Annotated in this window: 15 protein-coding genes and 2 tRNA genes; 13 read left to right on the plus strand and 4 right to left on the minus strand. The window is 44.9% G+C overall.

Annotated elements, in window-relative coordinates; genetic code table 11:
- Window positions 1–146: 146 nt before the first annotated feature.
- Together AOT82_RS12755 and AOT82_RS12760 are read right to left on the minus strand one after the other, a co-directional pair.
- Window positions 147–223 (minus strand) — tRNA-Asp (locus tag AOT82_RS12755).
- Between the two features lie 52 nt (window positions 224–275).
- A tRNA-Val gene (locus AOT82_RS12760) sits at window positions 276–351 on the minus strand.
- 420 nt (window positions 352–771) lie between these two features.
- Between AOT82_RS12760 and AOT82_RS12765 the strand changes: the two genes are divergently transcribed.
- From AOT82_RS12765 to AOT82_RS12795, 7 genes are all read left to right on the plus strand, one after another.
- Window positions 772–2412: a cardiolipin synthase gene (locus tag AOT82_RS12765; protein WP_071003417.1), complete on the plus strand. Its 1641-nt coding sequence runs from the start codon at window positions 772–774 to the stop codon at window positions 2410–2412.
- A 109-nt stretch (window positions 2413–2521) separates the two neighbouring features.
- A complete protein-coding gene (locus AOT82_RS12770; RefSeq protein ID WP_071003419.1) occupies window positions 2522–4021 on the plus strand; it encodes a tetratricopeptide repeat protein in 1500 nt (499 codons plus the stop codon).
- 119 nt (window positions 4022–4140) lie between these two features.
- Window positions 4141–5742, plus strand: coding sequence for a 3-deoxy-D-manno-octulosonic acid transferase (locus tag AOT82_RS12775; protein WP_071003421.1), 1602 nt, complete (start codon window positions 4141–4143; stop codon window positions 5740–5742).
- Window positions 5739–6461, plus strand: coding sequence for a 16S rRNA (uracil(1498)-N(3))-methyltransferase (locus AOT82_RS12780; protein ID WP_071003423.1), 723 nt, complete (start codon window positions 5739–5741; stop codon window positions 6459–6461). Before AOT82_RS12775 ends, AOT82_RS12780 begins: the two co-directional genes overlap by 4 nt.
- Window positions 6462–7017: 556 nt before the next feature.
- Window positions 7018–8151: an extracellular solute-binding protein gene (locus AOT82_RS12785; RefSeq protein WP_071003425.1), complete on the plus strand. Its 1134-nt coding sequence runs from the start codon at window positions 7018–7020 to the stop codon at window positions 8149–8151.
- Window positions 8152–8312: 161 nt separating this feature from the next.
- Complete coding sequence (locus AOT82_RS12790) at window positions 8313–9989, plus strand: ABC transporter permease (RefSeq protein ID WP_071003427.1); 1677 nt, start codon at window positions 8313–8315, stop codon at window positions 9987–9989.
- 114 nt (window positions 9990–10103) lie between these two features.
- A complete protein-coding gene (locus AOT82_RS12795; protein WP_071003793.1) occupies window positions 10104–11429 on the plus strand; it encodes an ABC transporter ATP-binding protein in 1326 nt (441 codons plus the stop codon).
- A gap of 33 nt (window positions 11430–11462) precedes the next feature.
- On the opposite strand, the gene AOT82_RS12800 is transcribed toward AOT82_RS12795, so the two are convergent.
- Entirely contained in the window at window positions 11463–12314 is an 852-nt protein-coding gene (locus AOT82_RS12800; protein ID WP_071003429.1) for a methyltransferase domain-containing protein, read from the minus strand.
- Window positions 12315–12370: 56 nt separating this feature from the next.
- Window positions 12371–12652, minus strand: coding sequence for a hypothetical protein (locus tag AOT82_RS12805; protein WP_058025545.1), 282 nt, complete (start codon window positions 12650–12652; stop codon window positions 12371–12373).
- Window positions 12653–13224: 572 nt separating this feature from the next.
- Between AOT82_RS12805 and gyrA the strand changes: the two genes are divergently transcribed.
- From gyrA to AOT82_RS12835, 6 genes are all read left to right on the plus strand, one after another.
- Window positions 13225–15966, plus strand: a complete 2742-nt coding sequence (gene gyrA / locus AOT82_RS12810; RefSeq protein ID WP_071003431.1) for a DNA gyrase subunit A — start codon at window positions 13225–13227, stop codon at window positions 15964–15966.
- Between the two features lie 141 nt (window positions 15967–16107).
- Complete coding sequence (gene rarD / locus AOT82_RS12815) at window positions 16108–17178, plus strand: EamA family transporter RarD (RefSeq protein ID WP_071003433.1); 1071 nt, start codon at window positions 16108–16110, stop codon at window positions 17176–17178.
- Window positions 17179–17416: 238 nt separating this feature from the next.
- Window positions 17417–18064, plus strand: coding sequence for a hypothetical protein (locus AOT82_RS12820; protein ID WP_227517157.1), 648 nt, complete (start codon window positions 17417–17419; stop codon window positions 18062–18064).
- 178 nt (window positions 18065–18242) lie between these two features.
- Window positions 18243–18911: a glutathione S-transferase gene (locus AOT82_RS12825; protein WP_071003437.1), complete on the plus strand. Its 669-nt coding sequence runs from the start codon at window positions 18243–18245 to the stop codon at window positions 18909–18911.
- 101 nt (window positions 18912–19012) lie between these two features.
- Window positions 19013–19285 carry a hypothetical protein gene (locus AOT82_RS12830; RefSeq protein ID WP_071003439.1) on the plus strand — a complete coding sequence of 91 codons (273 nt, stop codon included), beginning with the start codon at window positions 19013–19015 and terminating at the stop codon, window positions 19283–19285.
- Window positions 19286–19317: 32 nt separating this feature from the next.
- Window positions 19318–20457, plus strand: coding sequence for a ribonuclease Z (locus AOT82_RS12835; protein WP_071003441.1), 1140 nt, complete (start codon window positions 19318–19320; stop codon window positions 20455–20457).
- Window positions 20458–20491 lie beyond the last annotated feature (34 nt).

Raw genomic sequence — 20491 nt, forward strand, 5'->3', positions numbered from 1 at the left:
AAAGATTATGCCAATTATAAATAATTAGTAGGGGTAAAATATACACACCTTATAGATAAAGGCTTAACGACGAAATTCAAACACAAAAAAACCCCAAACAATCTAATGTTTGAGGCGAAACTTGTATAAAACTTAAGTTTTAAATATGGCGCAGCGGACGGGACTCGAACCCGCGACCCCCGGCGTGACAGGCCGGTATTCTAACCAACTGAACTACCGCTGCTTAGGTCGTCTTAGCTTCTTACTCTTATTTAAAGAGCCCACTTGCTAAAAAGTGGTGGGTGATGACGGATTCGAACCGCCGACATTCTGCGTGTAAGGCAGACGCTCTACCAACTGAGCTAATCACCCTGAGCGAGGAGCAAACGAAGCACTGCTTCGTCCGAGCGCAAGAGAATTTACATTTTCGTAAATTCTAGAAGCTCAGTACCCAATATAAGGTATAACTTCTACTACAAGAGAAATTCTTTAAATAGAACTTCTGTATTGCTTCATTAACATTAGCTGTCACACTTAACGTTAACTTAATCAGCTGGGCTTATCTAAGTAAGTCCCCTTGCTGTGGGTGTGTATTATATAGATTTACACTTGGCTGTCAAACGTTATTTTGACTATTTTATGAAATAATCGGAAATAAATTTTTAATGGTATTAAAAACAGTAATATATGGTAGATACTTACTTGTATTTTTTAGAGGCAGGTTATGATTGTTAGCAGTTGTTTGATGGTGAAAAGCTACTATACTACGGATACTTTGTTTTTTGAGCATGATTGAGGGAGGCCAGCATAGATATTTTTACGATTGGGCAGATCTTTACTAACTGGACGTGGGGAGAGTACGCAGGTCTAGGTCTGATATTTCATATTATACTGATGATTGTTATGACGTTACGCGTTGTGTCAGTGCAGCGTAATATTGGTGTATCCATTGCTTGGATTGCAGTGCTTTATACCGTGCCCGTGTTCGGTCTGATTGCATACATACTACTAGGCGAGCCGATGATTGGACGACGCTACCGTGAGCGCGTGGATCAAGCAAGCATCATAATGAATGACATGGCACGGCGCGAGCATCTGGTGTTTGATAAAGGACAAGATCTGCTACCCATCAAATACCGCGGTGTGAGCCAAATAGGAACGCGCTGGACAGGGCTAGGAGTATTTCCCGATCATCAAATGCAGTTGTTAACAGATCCTGCATCGATTTTTCAGCGTTTGATTGAGGATATCCATGCAGCGCAGCGCATTGTCTTTATGGAGTTTTATATTGTATATCCCAGAGGAAAAGTACTCGATGTGATAGAGGCGTTGTCAGTAGCCGCTCAGCGCGGCGTTGAGTGTCACATATTGGCTGATAGTGTAGGTAGCTTTAGTTTTATTAATAGTAGTGCCCATCGTAAATTAGAAAAAGCCGGTGTGTTTGTCCATCAGTCGCTGCCAGTGGGACTGCTTAAGACACTATTTAAGCGCTCGGATTTGCGTAATCACCGTAAGATGGTGGTCATTGACGAATATATTGGCTATATCGGTAGCTTTAATTTGGTTGATCCACGGTTTTTTAAGCAAAATAAAAATGTCGGACAGTGGATTGATGTGGCGATTAGAACCACCAGCCAGCACTCTATTAGTATCAATACCGCCATGGCCAAAGTTATTGTTACTGATATCGGCGCCGAAAACAACGAAAACCTAGATGCGCTCAATCAGCGAATCAATAACTATACGCGAAAGCTCTATGTGATGGATCCGACCATCAACGACTTAAACAGTCGCGTAAAAGTATTGAGCGATCACATTGATTATCACGAGCAGCCAGGTATCGGTAGCACTTCAATTGTGATACCAAAGATGCCTGTCGTAGACAAGGTGATGGCACAGCTCATACCGTCAGCACCGCAGCTGACAGCGCATGTGATTTACAATACGTTAGTGACTGTGATTCACCGTGCCAATAAGCGTATTCGTATTACCACCCCATACTTTGTACCCGATGAGTCGCTATCAGGTGCACTGACGATAGCGGCAAAGCGCGGCGTTGAGGTGACGATTATTGTTCCTGAAAAAGTCGATTCGTTTTTGGTGCAACATGCTTCACAAGCTTATTATCAAGAGCTGCTGGATGCTGGCGTGACCATTGCGCTATTTCGAGGGGGGTTGCTACATGCAAAAACCGTGGTGATCGATGACGACTATTGTCTGTTTGGCACGGTCAATATTGATATGCGCAGTTTTTATTTAAATATGGAAGTCAGCTTGGCGATTTATACGCCAGAGATGGTCGCTCAAGTGGCTGACTGTCAAGAAATATATTTACAAAGTTGCCGTATTTTGGGCAATGAAGAGTGGCAGCAGCGCCATGGATCAAAACGCTTATTTGATAATGTTGTACGCTTGTTTAGTCCTTTATTGTAGCACGCTCAATTTTAGGTTAAGGTAACCTGTCCGTGTTTTTGATGCTCATATTTTTAATCATTATCATTGTCTCTATAATCAACTTATCTAGAAAAGGACACGCTTGTCTATGTCTGCCTCGCCCTTAACACCACTTGACTATATTGCAGAAGGCTACTGGCAAGATTTTTTAGCTGGGCGTCCTATCGCAGGTGGTATCGCATATGAGACAGAGCTACATAATTGTGCGCTAGATGAGTCGCTTGAGAGCTTACAGCGTATTGATACACTATTGTCTCAGGTGCGCCGTGACATGATAAAAGGCGGTATATGGAACGAGGCGACGTTATTAGTCGATGAGCACTATCGCAACTTTATGGTGTTTTTGGCGTTTTATGCAGGTCGCGTATTGGCACAGCAGTGGCAAAATAAGCCCCATTGGTATGGGCAGTTTGAGCTACGCAAACGCTACCCTGAGCTGTCATTGATTACCGATGACTTTTATCAGCATATGGCCGTTGGCTATGGTGATAATAATGCGGCTACTGATGCGCTGCCTTTATTTTTTCCTTTAGAGCCAATAGGGCTGCGTCTATTTGGCAATATTGATCGGCCATTTGAAGCGCTACAAGGGGGACAGGCGGCGAGTGGACTATACCAAGCAGTCAGCGCAAGATTGCCAGATTTAACGGATCAAGCTAATAATACAGATACTCTTAGTTATTTAAAGACTGAATCAGCAACGCATAATACGACCCAAAGCATTCACTCAACGACAGATTCGAGTACGACTATCAGTACAAGTCAACCTGCTAGTCATTATGAGGCATCAGAGGACGTACCGGTAAATAATGAATTGGCTGATGTTAATATAGTATCAGCCAATATCGAGCGCCCTTCTGCTGCAACTACTGTATCTAAACCATTAGTGAGTACCGCGCCGCGCCAACCAGAGCTTCAAATAAAACCTGAGAAAACGAAGACAGAGTCGCCAGCCACCAAGCCTATGGCGCCTGTAAAAACCCCACCGACACCAGAAATGTTTACCCAGCTGCTCATAGAGCTAGATGAGATTGAGGTGCCGCAAACAGCAGGCGTGACTGAATATCAGCAAGCTTGCAAAGTCCTCGATCAGTTTGAGCAGCACATTGCCAAGCAGGACAAACCGCGTGGCCAAGTTGTGTTTTCAGACAATCATATAGCAGCAAAAAATAAAGCATTGCTAGCATTACAGGTGGCTGCAGAAGCGGGTAATACGGCTGCCATGCTACGCTTGGCGATGTATGAGCTGCTTGGCGAAGGACTCACGGCAGATGACAAGGACGCTAAAAAATCTGGCGTGGAATGGGTGAAACAAGCCGCTAGCAAAAACGACAGCCGTGCCCAGCGTTTACTTAGCAAGCTGTACTATCAAGGGGTAGGCATGCCGCAAGATATTGATAGTGGTAAATACTGGCTAGAGCAAGCGGCAGATAATGGTCATATAGAGGCGGCAAACCTTGTGTCTCAATGGGAGCAAGCGCAAGCGCTGATCACGACGCAAAAACAAGAGCAAAGCAATACTAAGCGTTATCAGTTATTGTTTGGCGCTGTGATTTTGATCGCATTGATGATACTGATTGTTGTCTAGGCGCTATTGACTCAGTAAACTTTTAAAAGTTTATGGTTACGCGCTGATTTCAGGTAGAATTGGCGCGTTTTTACTTTTACCCTTCTGCTGTTTGATTCATTACTAATCTGGGCTACTCCATGCCATCATCTCATACTCCATCTGACACCTCTTCCCATTCGACTGACACTAGGTTGTCAGGTCATAATTCATTGACTGATCGTGCGGTGTATCAGACACCATTTTATTATCAATTTCTGATCGGTGTGCTAAAACCATTATATCGCCTGCAAGTATGGCGGCGCTCTCACAAACGTGACAATTATCAGCAAGAAGTGGCGCAGCGTTTTGGCAAAAAATATCCACCGCGTCCAGCGATTACTGGTCACAGTAATAAAGGTGTGATTTGGTGTCATGCGGTATCGTTGGGTGAAACCAATACGGTTGCACCTTTATTAGACGCATTACTGGCTAGTGGCTATCAGATATGGTTGACCAACACCACGCAGACAGGTTTTGCTCGCGGTGCCAGTCGGTTTGCAGATGCAATCGCTCAAAACCGCATGAGCCACAGTTATGTCCCCGTTGATACTCCTGACGTGATTGAGACATTTTTGACGCATGTACAGCCTATCGCCGCACTGTTTGTCGAAACTGAACTATGGGCGAATATCTTGACCAAGCTTGCTGAGCATCAGATACCAAGTATCTTAGTCAATGGTCGTCTCTCGGCGTCTTCTTTTAAAAGTTATCAAAAAATCGGTGCGGTGAGCAGCAGCATGATGAAAAACCTTGCGCTCATCATTGCGCAAGACAGCGATTCTGCCAAACGCTTTCGTCAATTAGGGGCGGATAGCGCACAGATCCGCGTAGCAGGGTCGCTAAAGTGGGTCATCAATACGCCTAAAATTGATGTGGAAGCTATCGATTCCGATAATTTAGCTGTTGATGCAAAAGATGCAAGTGCGCAGATACCCTCTAAAAAAAATGCGCTCGCTAAAAAAAATGCGCTGGCAAAAGCGTTTGCGATAGCAGACCGACCAGTTTGGGTGGCAGCAAGCACTCATAACGGCGAAGAAGAGACGGCGCTATCGCTACATCAGCAGCTATTGTCGCAGACAGCACTAGCCAATACGTTGCTGATCATCGTGCCTAGGCATCCTGAGCGTTTTGATGAAGTTGCAGCATTGATCGAAAAGACTGGTCTAACAATGGCACGGCGCAGTCTTGATGAGGCCATCAATGGAGACACGCAAGTCTATCTGGCGGACAGCATGGGTGAGATGATGACTTGGTATACACTGGCAAATGTCGCATTGGTTGGAGGGTCGCTAGTAGACATAGGCGGACACAATCCCGTTGAACCTGCGAGCGTGGCAACGCCTATTATCATGGGTCGTTACACCCAATCGTGCCAAAGTGTGGTCGATAAACTGGCCGAGGTGGGCGCTTTATATCAACCAAACAATGAGTTTTATCGTCCAATGACGATAGATGGCTCAAATGAGTGCGCTAAAAGTACAGTAAATCATCAGTACGGTACTGATAGCGCTGATGACATCGCACTTATTTATCAGCAGCTAGAGGTGTGGTTAAGTGATTTACCATTAGCGACGCAGGCAGGACAGGCGGGTGAGACAATAACCGTACAACAGCAAGCAGTGTTGACTCGTCAACTGGCTATGATTGAGGATGTTATTGAACGGTATTATCCTAAAAAGTTAGACCAAGAGATATTATGAATTGTATATTACTGCCCGTTGAAAATTTCTCCACAAGTAAAGCGCAAATCAATGATGTGGTGCAAGTCGATCATGTCAATAACATACTGGGCGCAAAAGTCGGTGACACGCTCAAAATTGGGCAGCTAGATGGCAATCTTGGTACGGCTGTCATTGAGGACATTGCTGCTGATAGTATTCAGTTATACGATGTTCAGCTCGGTATTACCCCGCCAGCCAAACTGGACCTGACAGTGGTTTTAGCCTTACCTCGTCCCAAAGTATTGCGGCGTTTGATCATGGATATGACGGCGCTTGGCGTATGCGATATTGTGCTTGTTAACAGCTATCGCACGCAAAAAAGCTATTGGCAAAGTCCGCTGCTTGAGCGTCTTGATGAGTTTGTATTAGAAGGCTTGCAACAAGGGGTTGATACGATTGCACCTCGTATTACGCTACAAAAACGTTTTAAGCCATTTGTCGAGGATACGCTTACCAGTTTGGTGAGTAATCAAGCCATCGTTGCACACCCTTATGCTGAGCAGTCATTTTCTGAATTTCGACAATTAGATACAACATTAGAATTGCCCAGTTTGGTCTGCATCGGTGCTGAAGGCGGTTGGATCGATTATGAGATAGCGCTACTCGCCGCACACGGGTGCACGCCAGTACATATAGGGCCGCGTATATTGCGTACAGAAGCGGCGGTCAATGTTATGTTAGGGCAATGGCTGCTCTAAATTGGTGTGGTATTCGTTAATATATTTGCCATTCCCAAGAGTGCAGGAGTACAAAAACACAAGAGCCGTTTTGGGTACAACTTAGCTTTAGAAAATGACTAGGGCGTGTTGAACATTCGCAAATAGGCACTGCTGATCGCTAAAATTGTTCCAGATAAGGCACAAAGCGACGATAATGCAGATGCCTTAGCGAGATTTGTAACGCAGTATGGGGCAATTTTAGCATCAGCCCCAACGATAAAAGCAGGGGACAGGATTCTTTTTTGCCGCTTCATCGTTAAAAATAAGCGCTTAGAGTGACTAAGCTTATTATTTTTAACATCGAATCGCCTAAAAAATAGTTGCTGTCAGTGCCATGGTCGAATGTTCAACACGCCCTAATAAGCCAAATAATTTCAGCATCTTGGGTTAGATAAATGTATTGATAGTTAATCTCATTTCTATTAGTATGTTGTTTCCATGATTATGGTCCAACGAATCCCAACAAATAGGGGCTTTGACCATTTTATCTCACTATTTGCCGTCTCTTTTTTATCGCATTACTATGGGGAAAACCATGCCACTGAACACCATCCGCACTAATCTATTCACCACCAAGCCTGTATTGTCTGCTGCCATATTTGGCCTGATGTTGGGAATGGTTGGCTGTAGCAATTCTTCTACAACCGAAGACAGCGTGGAGACAGAGACAACAGAGGCTGGTACTGAAACTGAACAGCAAGCAGCTAATGATGACGGTGCGACCAGTGCAGATGGTCAAACAATTACTATTTATTCTTCACGTAATGAGCAGCTGATTAAACCATTGCTAGATCGCTATACTGAACAGACTGGTGTCAAGATTGAACTTGTCACAGACAAAACTGGCCCACTGATGGCGCGCTTGCAAGCGGAAGGTCAAAACACTCCAGCTGACATGCTACTGACGGTGGACGCGGGTAACTTATGGCAAGCGGCTCAGCAAGGGTTGCTACAGCCAGTAGCGTCGTCTGTGCTAGAGGCCAATGTCCCTGCAAAGTATCGCGATCCAAAAGGTCAGTGGACAGGTCTATCACTGCGCGCGCGTACGATTTTTTATGACCCAAGCAAAGTTAGCGCCGATCAATTATCGACTTATGCAGATTTGGCGGATCCAAAATGGAAAGGCAAACTATGCTTGCGTACTTCTAAAAAGGTATACAACCAGTCACTTGTGGCCAGCATGATAGAGCATTTGGGTGAAGAAAAAACAGAAGCTGTCATCCGTGGTTGGGTTGATAATCTTGCCACTGACGTGTTCAGTGATGATACCGCCATGCTAGAGGCGATTGCTGCTGGTCAGTGTGAAGTTGGTATCGCCAACAGTTACTACTATGGCCGCCTATTAGACGAAAAACCAAACTTCCCTGTGAAAATATTCTGGGCAAACCAAGGCACCACTGGTACACATGTAAACGTTTCAGGCGCGGGCGTGGTTACAGGGTCAGATAATCCAGACGGTACGCTTAAACTGATTGAGTGGTTGTCATCTGATGAGGCGCAAGGCCTTTACGCCAGCTCAGACAAAGAATTCCCAGTCAAAGAAGGGGTGGATGAGTCAGAAATGCTCAGATCTTGGGGCGAGTTCAAAAAAGACGATATCAACGTACAGAAATTTGGTGAGCTACAAACTCAAGCCATTCAAATGATGGACAAAGCGGGTTATAAATAAAAGACTGCCAGTCATCGTGATACCAAGCTCAACATCATCTTTTTTAAAGACAATTTGCTAAAATCTGATGATGAAATGTTTAGTCATGAAACAATGAACGTTTTGAGTTTGGTAGGCGCTTAAAAAGTCTCGATGAGTGAGTATGACACGGTAATGATACTATGATCACAACGCCAGATGCGTCTGTTAGCGAGCAAGATCCAATCAGTAGCAGAGCTGATGACAATCAGACGGTCAGTCAAGACCATGCCCTTCGTAAACGTATTATCTCGAAATCAGTCTTAGGGCTGATTTCGTTGTTTATGCTGGTGCCGATTTTGATCGTGTTGTTGTCGTGGACGCAACCAGTCGCAGACATTTGGACGCATATGGCAGAGTATGTCCTGCCGCAAGTGCTCAAAAATACGGCGATTCTACTGTTTATGGTGACGGTTATATCGGGCACTATCGGTACCGTTCTCGCTTGGGTAACCAGCATGTACCGCTTCCCTGGTCAGCGGTTTTTTTCGTGGGCGCTCATGTTGCCGCTTGCCATACCGGCTTACGTATTGGCGTTTGTCACCATTGGTATTGTGGATTTTAGTGGGCCGTTACAGACAGGACTGCGCGATTTTGGTATCACGACAGCGATTCCCTCAATACGCAATGTATGGGGCGCTGGCTTAATTTTATCGTTGGCATTTTATCCCTATGTGTATTTGCTGGCGCGTCAGGCGTTTTTGTCACAAGGTCGACGGGCTATTGAAGCAGGGCAGATGCTAGGTTTGAGCCGTAGCCGCGTGTTTTTTCGGTTGGCATTACCGCAAGCACTGCCTTGGATTATCGGTGGCTTATTGCTGGCAAGTATGGAGACATTGGCAGATTTTGGCGCGGTTTCGGTATTCAATGTCGATACGTTTACCACCGCTATTTATAAGGCGTGGTTTGGCTTTTTTAGTTTGACCACAGCGGCTCAGTTAGCAGCCTTGCTCATCGGTATGATCTTTATCGTAGTACTGTTTGAGCAGTATTGGCAGGCCAAGCGCGGCAACTCGATTACGCAAGGCAGCAACCAGCGTTTCGACGCCAGTACTCCTGCCAAAATAGGGATGAGCTTGCTATGTACGTTTGTATTTTTGCTGGCTTTTCTAATACCGTTCTTGCAGCTGATTTATTGGACTGCACTGAATTTTCGCCAAGATTTTGATGCGCGCTATATTGATTTTGTGACTAACAGCCTCATGATTGCTAGTATGACCACAGTTTTTATTGCCTTTTTGGCAGTGATTATTGCGTGGATCAAGCGGCAATATCCTGATAAATCGACTAAACTGATGACCACGCTCGCTAATTTAGGCTACGTCGTGCCAGGTACAGTATTGGCAGTGGGTATTTTTATTCCTATTGCGTGGCTAGACAATCAAATGATTGCTTTTGGTATCACCTCGCAGCAGGTGCTCTCAGGCAGTGTGATCGTTATGCTATTGGCATTGTCGACGCGTTTTATGACGGTGAGTTTTCAGCCAGTGGATCGGCAGTTACAACGATTGACCGTCAATCAAGAGGCCGCAGCGAAACTGCTTAGTGACAGTGCGTACCAGCGTTGGCGTCATGTGATGCTACCTGTGCTTAGCCCTGGGGTACTAACGGCATTGTTAATGGGATTTGTCGAAGTGATGAAAGAGATGCCGATCACATTGATGACACGCAGGCAGGGCTGGGATACACTGGCGGTGCGCGTGTTTGAGATGACAAGCGAAGGCATGTGGGGGCGGGCAGCATTACCAAGTTTATTGATTGTACTGGTCGGATTGCTTCCTGTTTGGATACTATTGCGTCAAAGTGACAAACACAGCTAACCGCCATTGCTGCTTATAAATGTGTCATGTTTAATGGTGCTTGATCCAACTTATATTATCATTTTTACTGCTTTATCCAACATTGTATTTACTAATAGCGAACTGGGATTGTCTATGTACACTGATTCAATGAACGACTCGTCAGACGCTCAGTCAGTAAAGACTGGAGCACGTAGTACTCCTGTCAAAAAATCACCAGTCGTGCAAACTCGGACAACCCAGTCTCAATGTAGCAAGCCTGTAGAACAAGCCGATACTGCGCGCCAAGATACTGAGAGCACTATCGCGACCAATCCATATTTTAGTGTACAAAACCTAATTGTCGGCTATGACGATACTATTGTAGTTAATGGCATGTCGTTGATGCTTGAGCAAGGAGAGATTGGTTGCTTCTTGGGCTATAGTGGCTGCGGCAAGACCACGGCATTGCGAGCGATTGCAGGACTGGAGCAAAGCCGCGGCGGTACTATCCATTTAAACAATCAACGTCTAACGGAAAAAACAGCTCGGGACTCTTTTGCCGTGGCACCAGCCAAGCGCGGCATGGGGATGGTGTTTCAAGATTATGCGCTTTTTGGTCATTTGAGCGTGGCAAAAAACATTGCCTTTGGCCTCAATAAATGGTCAGCGGCTGACAAAAAAGCTCGTGTGGCTGAGATGCTAAGCCTGGTCGAACTGACGGAGCATGCGGATAAACGTCCAAATGAGCTGTCCGGTGGTCAGCAGCAGCGTGTGGCACTTGCAAGGGCGCTTGCACCGAAGCCTAAATTACTACTACTTGATGAGCCATTTTCTAATCTGGACGTGGTATTACGTGAATCCTTGGCAATGAATGTCCGTGACATTCTCAAACGTACCAATACTACGGCAATCTTGGTCACTCATGACCAAAACGAAGCGTTTGCGTTAGCAGATAAAGTCGGGGTAATGGATAAGGGCAGATTGGTACAATGGGCAACACCAAGCGAGCTGTATCATGAGCCTGTCAGTCCTTTTGTCGCTGAGTTCGTCGGCGAAGGCGCGATGATAGACGGTATCATCAAAGAAGGTCGTGTAGAGACGGCGCTTGGCAATATCTATCGCCGCATGGAAGTCTATGATCAATCAGGACAACCACAGTACTGCGAATATGATTATCCAAATGGTACCCCAATCAAGGTACTCGTGCGCCCTGATGACATCATTCATGATGATGATAGTACGCAGACAGCCTTGGTGATTGGGCGAGTGTTCCGCGGTGCCAACTATTTGTACCGTCTACAGTTAGATGACGGACAGTCCATATTATCACTGGTTGCTAGCCATCATAATCATGAAATTGGTTCACATATTGGTATCTTGCCGTTATTGGAGCATGTGGTCGTGTTTGACGAAAAAGAGGTCAATGCCACCACTTGGTCAGAATATGACAGATCATCGAGAGTTGATGAAGACGTTTAGCAGCCTTCACAGCTTTTGAGCGGTTGTCTAAGTTTACCGTTTAGCCAGAATATGCAAATACCGTCCAAGCCATTTGTATGGCTCTAATTGTGAGTAGCGCAGCTCCATCCTTATCACCGCCTCTGGATCGTTATGCCCGCCACGCTTGAGCGGTGCATAGTCATGAAATACCCGTAGACCACTGCTACGTACCGTCTGATAGTCATGCGCCTTCAACCAAGACTCCACTTCTTCTTTAGCAACGGGATGATTGGGTGTGAGGCTTTTCTTATTGTCCGCCTTATAGTCCGTATTATCGAGTAAATTAAAATTTCCCATGATGAGGTTGCGATAATCAAAGCTTGCAGGGTTATAAAAGCACAAAGATAGCGCGCCATCATCGGTTAGATATTGATCAAAGAAGTCCATGACGGCAGCAGGCTCTGCCAACCATTCAAGTAGCGCGTGCGATAGGATCAAATCAAACTTATCGTTTTCTTCTTTACCTAGCGTTTCTTCAAGTGTTTGGTATGGACAGACGTACCATGTGATATCCAGCGCTTGATCGATTTGTTCAGCGTTTGCTTTTGCCTTCTCAAGCATATTTGCTGAGATATCGTTGATGACGACGCTATGACCTTGAGTAGCAAGCTCTATGGCAATTTGTGCAAGCCCTGCACCCACATCTAAGATACGCAGCGGTCGTCCAAGCGCTTCACTCATTTGTGTACTATATTCAACAATATCACGGCGTAATACCGCCAATCGGATTTCACCTTTTAAACCGCCATAGACCTTTTTTTCAAAATGATCGGCAATGGTATCGAAGCTACGATCTGCTCGTGTGTCTTCTGGTGCGGTGGCTTGGTTTAGGCCAAGTTGGTTGTTTTGATGTTCAGTGGTCATAAGGCGTTCAGATCAATAGCGGAGAGGTTGAGAGCAACAAAAATATTCAGTATAGCTTAGCGTTTCAAACGTCTATTAATGACCCATTTAAAGACGATCTTGGCTAAAACAATAATGACAAATACGACGATAACAAATACCCACATACCGTTGCCTTGTAGGTTTTCTTGATAGGCTTTTGCTAAATATGCTGACAAAGCCATGGCGACTAAAAGTGCTCCCCAACGGACATAGGGTACAGCGCGATTGTTATGGTTAGGAAAACTAGCAACATAATCGCTCGAAAAGCTATATAGCACCATTGCTAAAATCCAAACAATCGCAAGAATGATATCCATAATAAAAGTAGCCTGTTAGGTCGTTATTCGAGTTCTATAAAAGATGAGTTAGTGTAACGCTTAGGATTTTTTTGTCCAGCGTCACTAAAAAAATAGCCTCATTGACCTAATTTAAATCATCATATACTTATGAAACCCATTAGCTCATGTTAGAACAATTGGTAGGCTCTGTTCAGCTAAGATGGACGGAGTATCTCTTTGCTCAGCAGGTTGTAAGTTCGTCTGTAAAAATGGCAAAATCAGCCAATCAAAAAAAACCTGTCATTAGAATTATTTTAGAGTGTATGGGTAATTCAAAATATCACTGCAAATGAACCGCCTAGCTTGATTTTAATGGTGGTCAGAACCCCCTAAATCAGCAAATTTGTGCTAAAATAGCTTCTTTTATTAAACATTGTTTTTAACAAAAACCGTATCACTATTTTCCTATTGTTTTGCATGTGTAGCAGTGTTTTTTTATGGTATGTATTTTGATCATGACTGCCCATTTATGTGGCAGTATTTTTATATGATCTGTGGGTGCCATAAGCGATGTGTCAACGTTAGAAAAAAATGTGAGTGAAGGAGTGTATATGAGCGAATCGGTCAGTCCTATTGGCATCGTAGATGAACTAAAGCAATCCTATCTGGATTATGCGATGAGCGTGATCGTCTCGCGTGCGCTGCCTGATGTGCGTGATGGGTTCAAACCTGTACACCGCCGTGTGATGTATGCCATGCACGTGTTGTCTAATGATTATAATAAGCCGTACAAAAAGTCTGCCCGTGTGGTTGGTGATGTGATCGGTAAGTACCATCCACATGGCGATAGTGCTGTCTATGATGCCATCGTCCGTATGGCGCAGGATTTTAGCTTGCGCTACCCAATGGTTGATGGTCAAGGTAACTTTGGTTCGATCGATGATGATCCTCCGGCAGCGATGCGTTATACCGAAGTACGTATGACCAAGCTGACTCATCAGATGCTGGCAGATTTGGACAAAGATACGGTCGATTGGGAAGACAACTACGACGGCTCTGAGCGCATGCCAAGCGTGATGCCAGCGCGTATCCCTAACCTATTGGTCAATGGCGCGACAGGTATTGCTGTTGGTATGGCGACCAATATGGCACCGCATAACTTGACCGAAGTGATCAATGCTTGTTTGGCGTATGCCGAAAACCCACAAGTTTCAGCCGAAGAGCTGATGTCACATATTTCAGGTCCTGATTTCCCTACAGGCGGTATTATCTATGGCCGTGCAGGTATCTTAGATGCTTACCGCACGGGTAAAGGCCGTTTGCATATTCGTGGTCGTTATCATATTGAGCCGATGAGCAATACTGGCGTCAACCGCGATCGTGAGCGCATCGTATTTACCGAAATCCCTTATCAGGCGAATAAAGCCAAATTGATTGAGCGTATCGCAGAGCTTGTTCGTGATAAAAAAATCGAGGGCATCAGTGAGATTCGTGATGAGTCTGACAAAGACGGTATGCGTATCGCTATTGACTTGCGTCGCGGCGAGACTGCCGAAGTTATTGTCAATAACTTGTTCTTGCAGACGCCGCTTGAGTCTAGCTTTAGCATCAATATGGTCGCGCTAGACAATGGTCAGCCAAAGCTATTGACCTTGCGTCAGCTTATCGCTGCATTTGTCCGTCATCGTCAAGAAGTGGTGACGCGCCGTACGATTTATGAATTGAACAAAGCCCGCGTCCGTGGTCATTTGCTAGAAGGTTTAACGGTTGCATTAGCCAACATCGATGAGATTATTGCGACGATTAAAGCCTCTGCAAACCGTGGACTCGCCCGCGAAAGCTTATTGAATAATACATGGGGTTCAGGCAGTGTCGTTGCGATGCTCACGGCTGCTGGTAGTCAGTCAGTACGTCCTGAGTTTATCGATGGCGAAGATCCTAAAGCGCCGTTTGGTCTGATCGAAGGCGAAGAGCGTTATCGCTTGTCACTTGAGCAGGTCAATGCGATTTTAGACATGCAATTACATCGTTTGACGGGCCTTGAGCAAGATAAATTGACCGAGGAATACCAAGACTTACTACGCGAAATCACTCATTTAGAGTCTATTCTTGGTGATTTTGATAAGCTGATGAGTATTATCTCTAATGAGATGATTGAGATTCGTGATAACTTTGGTGATGAGCGTCGCACCGACATCATCGACTCACGCATGGATCTCAGCCGTGAAGACCTGATTCCTGAGCAAACCGTTGTGATGACGGTGTCGCGTACTGGCTATGCCAAGACTCAGCCAATTGATGACTACGTCGCACAAAAGCGCGGCGGCAAAGGTAAGTCTGCAACGGCAATGAAAGAAGATGATGTGATTGATCATCTGGTCGTGACCTCAACGCACTCTACGGTATTGTGCTTCACAGACAGTGGCCGCGTCTTTAGCTTACGTGGGTTTGAAGTGCCGATTGCCAGCCGCGGTGCTCGTGGTCGTCCGTTGGTCAATCTAATTGGTTTAAATAGCGACGAAACCGTTACGACGATATTGCCGATTCCGCAAATGTCTGAGGAAGTTAGCGGCCGCTTTGTCTTCTTTGCAACCGCCAATGGCACAGTCAAGCGTGTTGAGCTTGAACAGTTTGCCAATATTCGCTCGAACGGCTTGATCGCGGTTGGTCTAGAAGAGGGTGATAAATTGGTCAGCGCTCGTATTACCAACGGCAATCAAGAAGTGATGCTATTTGCTTCAAGTGGTAAAGCGATTCGTTTTGATGAGAATGATGCTCGTGCGATGGGCCGTACAGCGAAAGGCGTCCGCGGTATGCGTTTGGCTACTGATGAATTTATCAAATCATTGGTCGTTATCGAAGATGATGTACATGAAATCCTAATTGCTTGTGAAAACGGCTTTGGTAAGCGTACCCTTATCGAAGAGTTTAATACGCAAAACCGTGGCGGTGGCGGTGTTATCGCCATTAAGACCAGTGAGCGTAATGGCGCATTGGTGCGAGCGACTAAGGTTGACGCTACCGATGATATTATTTTAATCTCTGACAAAGGAACGCTAGTACGTACGCCAGTTGAGCACGTTGCGAGCTCTGGTCGTAACACTCAGGGTGTCACGCTCATTCGTCTGCCAAAAGATGAAAAATTGGTCGCTATGGCGCGTGTTGAGCACGAAGAGGGTGATGATGAATTAATCGATGCGATGAAAGAAGATGGCACGTTTGAGGTGGAAAGTCAGGAGCAGATAGATATCGATACCGCAACTGACAATACTGCTTTGAGCGATGCCAACGACGCTATCGATATTGCCAACGATTACACATTGGATAATGATGCAGTAGACGATGACGAGTAATAGTCTTGGTAGTTAGCTTTTCAGTCTAGTTTCTGATCATTGTCCTAGAAAAAAGCCTCTGACGTTGTCGTCGGAGGCTTTTATTTTTTATTCACTTTTTCTTAATAATGTACATAGGATTTTACTTTTAAGGCTGTTGTTATGCTTACAACCAATCAAACTTTTCAGGGAACTGTCGCAGCGGTATCGTCGAGCTTTTTATTCTCGATGATGTTTTTGTTTGGACTGTTTATGCTGCCCTTAACGGGGACACAGGTAGCCTCATGGCGCGTGCTGATGATGTTGTTAAGTTTGGTCATCTTGCTCAGTTTGACTAAGCAATGGCAGCATGTCTTTGATTATATAAAGACGCTTAAGACCTTGAAAGAATGGCTGATATTTATATTGCCTGCACCGATCTTAGGCGGCCAGATTTGGTTGTTTATGTGGGCACCTGTGAATGGATTTGGACTGGATGTCACCTTGGGCTATTTTTTATTGCCACTTGTGATGATTGTGCTTGGTCGGTTTTTTTATCGTGAGGATATGAGTGTCTTGCAGTATGCGGCAGCAATACTGGCAGCGCTCGGTATTGGCTACGACATTGTTCAATATGGTTCGGTGTCTTGGGTGACGCTATTTGTATGTTTGGGCTATCCGCCGTATTATCTATTGCGCCGCACGCTTGCTGTACCGCCCATTACTGGCTTGTTGTTTGATTTGACATTGCTGACGCCCGTGGTATTGATCATGCTTTATCTCACTGGTGGTTTTAGTGTGGCGGCACAAAATATGAAGTTTTGGTACCTACTGCCATTGCTGGGTGCCTTTAGTGCACTGGCAATGTCGCTAACGATGATTGCGAGTAGCAAGTTGCCGGTCTCGCTATTTGGGGCGCTGAGCTACATAGAGCCGCTACTGTTATTTGTGTTGTCTATTACCGTTCTGAGTCAAAGTCTTGATGAAGGTGGCTCGCTCTTTATGTACGGCATGATTACACTTGCCCTAGTGGTCATGATAATCGATAGTGCGATAGGCTATCTCGTTCGTCAGCGTAATGACCGCTTGCATGGATATAGAGAGCCGCAGGTAGGAGGCTTTCCACCGCGTCGTCATTTTATCAATCAGCGTATCGATGGTGTGCTAAAAGCGCATCGCTTTCGTAAGATTCGTCGTTATCAAAAAAAGATGGATAAGATACAGCAAAAACTCGAACAACTTGATGCAAAATAAGGACTTACGAGCATTAAATTTGCTTGATAACGACATTGAGATACTAGATGCACACTGGTATTGCTTATCTATTTTGACTTTGACATAATGCCGCCCATAATGTAGCAGGATACATTAATAGCGTTTATCTTAGATTGCGCGACCACCCTATATAAAAAAGCCTCAGACGTTATCGTCTGAGGCTTTTGTTTTTTTTAAAATTGCAAAGGATGTGTCCCAATCTCTAAAGGCTGTTGTGATGTTGATTACTAACCAAACTTCTCAGGGTGCGATCACTGCTGTGGCTGCAAATTTTTTATACTCATTGCTATTCCTATTTGGTTTGCTGTTGCAACCGTTATCAGGTACGCAAGTTGCTTCGTGGCGTGTGCTCACGATGTTTTTTGGTCTGGTGCTGCTGGTGGGTGTGCTAAAACAGTGGCAGCATATTTTTGATTATCTAAAAACCTTAAAAAATGCCAAAGAGTGGTTTTTATTCATACTACCCACTCCGATTTTGGGGGCGCAAACTTGGATGTTTATGTGGGCGCCAGTCAATGGTTTGGGTCTTGAGGTGACGTTGGGTTACTTCTTATATCCGATGATCATGATCGTGGTTGGTCGATTTTTTTATAATGAGAGTATGAGCTTGCTACAGTGGGCTGCGATTATATGCTCAGGTCTCGGTATCGCTTATGATATCTTTGAATATGGTGCGATCTCTTGGGCGACTTTGTTTGTGTGCTTGGGTTATCCGCCACGCCGCCGTCTCAAAAATCGCCGTATTAAGGGCGTGCTAATGGCGCACCGCTTTCGCCAAATCAAAAAATATCAGCAAAAGATCGATAAGATGACGCGCAAGATTGAAGCACTGTCTGTGATTGTGACTAAAACTGGTGCCTCCTAGGTTTACATAAACCTGACTTACAAGGCAGTATCTTGGTCATTGTCCTACAAAATTGCAGTGTCAAAGGGGCATAAATTACGCTATTATCGAGCACAGTGGTGTCATGTTTAATTCAAAACGTGGCGCCATATTTAAGAGATTATGGCTGATTTAAAACAATATATAACTAGGACGGTTTATGTTAACTCTGCATCATTTAAACAATTCGCGCTCGTTTCGTATTTTATGGCTACTAGAAGAGTTGGAGCTGGATTATGAGCTGACAACCTATGAGCGTACGAAGGCGTATCTTGCACCTGAGAGCTTAAAAAAAGTGCATCCGTTGGGACACACGCCGGTGCTTGAAGTGGGTGATCGCGCTTTGGCTGAGTCCGGTTTTATCATTGAATACCTGCTCAGACACTATGATAAAGAGCATCAGTTTAAGCCGGCTGATGATAATGAAGCGGCGTGGGAAGATTATACTTTTTGGTTGCATTTTGCCGAAGCCACGGCGATGCCACAGTTAGTTATGCGTCTGGTATTTAGTAAAGTCGTTGAACGATCGCCTATGCTGATCAAACCGATCAGTAAAGGTATTCGCAAACAAGTTGAAGATGGCATGATCAACAATAATATTATCAACAACCTAAATCTGATGGAGCAGCATCTCCAAGACAGTCATTGGTTTGCAGGGGAGACGTTCAGTGCCGCTGATATTCAAATGTATATTGTGGTAGCCGCCTCTAATGCGCGTGCAGGTATGGATCAATCTAAATACGCTAATCTATTAAATTGGCTCAAACGCTGTCAAGAACGCCCCGCTTTCAAACGTGCTGAGGCAAAGGGCGGAACACCGCAGTTTTAAAAGATACTTGTATAAACACTTAAACACCTCTCAATACTTGAGGTGATATTAGATAAAAGGTTTTGTTTATTCATAAGCAAAGCCTTTTTTAGGATAAAATAATGACAGACTTGAATACATCGCATCATGCAAAAACAAAGAAAGACACAGATGCTAAGCAGTCGCTAGATCATAACTTGCAAAATAGGCAACCGGTTGATAACCAGCAAGTATCTATCAAATCTTGGTCACAAAAACTACTGGTTGTAATTTTGTGCGCCGCTAGTTTTTATGGTGGCTGGAAATCTTATGAATCTAATATGGTTAATGAATGTACGGCCAATGGTGGGCAAATGGTTGACGGTCAAAAAACCATGATATGCCAACGGTCCTAACCCGTGCCTCTAATAAATAAAAGACATGACCTATGCTGAAATTAACCTTTTTGGGCACCTCCGCAGGCGTGCCGACCAAGCAGCGTAATGTAACGGCATTGGCAATCGAGTGCTTGAATCCTCATGCGTCTGGTTCATCAAAAGGCAACCAGCCGCATAGTAACAGTCAAAATAAAAAGTCGCGCCCGTGGCTACTCATCGATTGTGGCGAAGGCACACAGCAGCAGTTACTGCATACCAAACTTTCCTTACGTCAATTGACGGCTATTTGTATTACGCACGTCCATGGCGACCACTGTTATGGCCTGCCAGGGCTGCTGGCGAGTGCCGCGATGTCAGGTCGCCGTGAGCCACTGACGATCATTGCACCAAAAGCCATCTCGGCGCTGCTTGATGTCTTTATCCTACATACTGAATTATATCTGCCATTTACCCTCAATTTTATGTCGATAGAAAATCTGTTGTCGCAAGAAGTTAATAAAGGTAAAGTAAAAATTGACTTGGATAATCAACATCAGCTCATGATAGAGGTTTATCCATTATCGCATCGCGTGCCGTCTTACGGGTTTGGTATCACGCAGATGATCAATCGTCGCACGCTCAATACAGGTAAACTTATAGCGGATGGTGTTCCAGCAAGCGCGCTTTGGGGCAAGCTGCAACAAGGCGAAAATGTCATCACTGAGGATGGTCAGCACTTACATTCAGCAGACTATGTTCATGATGATGTGCAGCGGACAAAAGTAGTGGTGGCAGGGGATAATGACACACCAGAGTGTTTGAGTGAAGCAGTTGCTGATACTGATTTATTGGTGCATGAGGCCACTTATACGCATGAGGTCATGATGGCCATTCAAGCCCGCAACCCTGACTTTGACCCCATGCATAGTAGCGCGCATATAGTAGGTACTTTCGCACAAAAAATGAGCTTGAAAAACATCATTTTGACTCACTTTAGCGCTCGTTATCAGAGCTTTGACAATCCAGATAGTGAAACACCAAACATGGCATATATCCGCTTAGATGCGCAAAGTGTCTATAACGGCAATCTATGGCTGGCAGCAGATTTTGCTCAATATAGCGTCAATGGGGCTACCGACTTGGTAGACAATCAAGCGGGCAGTCAAAAGGAGAGTCGCGTGCAGTATGTAGGCTCTGCACGCAGCAATTAGGCGTGACTGTAAAGAGATAGTTTCAAAGATATGG

The sequence above is a fragment of the Psychrobacter sp. AntiMn-1 genome (assembly GCF_001854065.1).
GTDB classification, from domain to species: domain Bacteria; phylum Pseudomonadota; class Gammaproteobacteria; order Pseudomonadales; family Moraxellaceae; genus Psychrobacter; species Psychrobacter pacificensis.

Bases quoted from the DNA above. Each gene is read 5' to 3' on its own strand.
- AOT82_RS12770 (WP_071003419.1), top strand. From the start codon at position 2,522: ATGTCTGCCTCGCCCTTAACACCACTTGACTATATTGCAGAAGGCTAC.
- AOT82_RS12775 (WP_071003421.1), top strand. From the start codon at position 4,141: ATGCCATCATCTCATACTCCATCTGACACCTCTTCCCATTCGACTGAC.
- AOT82_RS12780 (WP_071003423.1), top strand. From the start codon at position 5,739: ATGAATTGTATATTACTGCCCGTTGAAAATTTCTCCACAAGTAAAGCG.
- AOT82_RS12785 (WP_071003425.1), top strand. From the start codon at position 7,018: ATGCCACTGAACACCATCCGCACTAATCTATTCACCACCAAGCCTGTA.
- AOT82_RS12790 (WP_071003427.1), top strand. From the start codon at position 8,313: ATGATCACAACGCCAGATGCGTCTGTTAGCGAGCAAGATCCAATCAGT.
- AOT82_RS12795 (WP_071003793.1), top strand. From the start codon at position 10,104: ATGTACACTGATTCAATGAACGACTCGTCAGACGCTCAGTCAGTAAAG.
- AOT82_RS12800 (WP_071003429.1), bottom strand. From the start codon at position 12,314: ATGACCACTGAACATCAAAACAACCAACTTGGCCTAAACCAAGCCACC.
- AOT82_RS12805 (WP_058025545.1), bottom strand. From the start codon at position 12,652: ATGGATATCATTCTTGCGATTGTTTGGATTTTAGCAATGGTGCTATAT.
- gyrA (WP_071003431.1), top strand. From the start codon at position 13,225: ATGAGCGAATCGGTCAGTCCTATTGGCATCGTAGATGAACTAAAGCAA.
- rarD (WP_071003433.1), top strand. From the start codon at position 16,108: ATGCTTACAACCAATCAAACTTTTCAGGGAACTGTCGCAGCGGTATCG.
- AOT82_RS12820 (WP_227517157.1), top strand. From the start codon at position 17,417: ATGTTGATTACTAACCAAACTTCTCAGGGTGCGATCACTGCTGTGGCT.
- AOT82_RS12825 (WP_071003437.1), top strand. From the start codon at position 18,243: ATGTTAACTCTGCATCATTTAAACAATTCGCGCTCGTTTCGTATTTTA.
- AOT82_RS12830 (WP_071003439.1), top strand. From the start codon at position 19,013: ATGACAGACTTGAATACATCGCATCATGCAAAAACAAAGAAAGACACA.
- AOT82_RS12835 (WP_071003441.1), top strand. From the start codon at position 19,318: ATGCTGAAATTAACCTTTTTGGGCACCTCCGCAGGCGTGCCGACCAAG.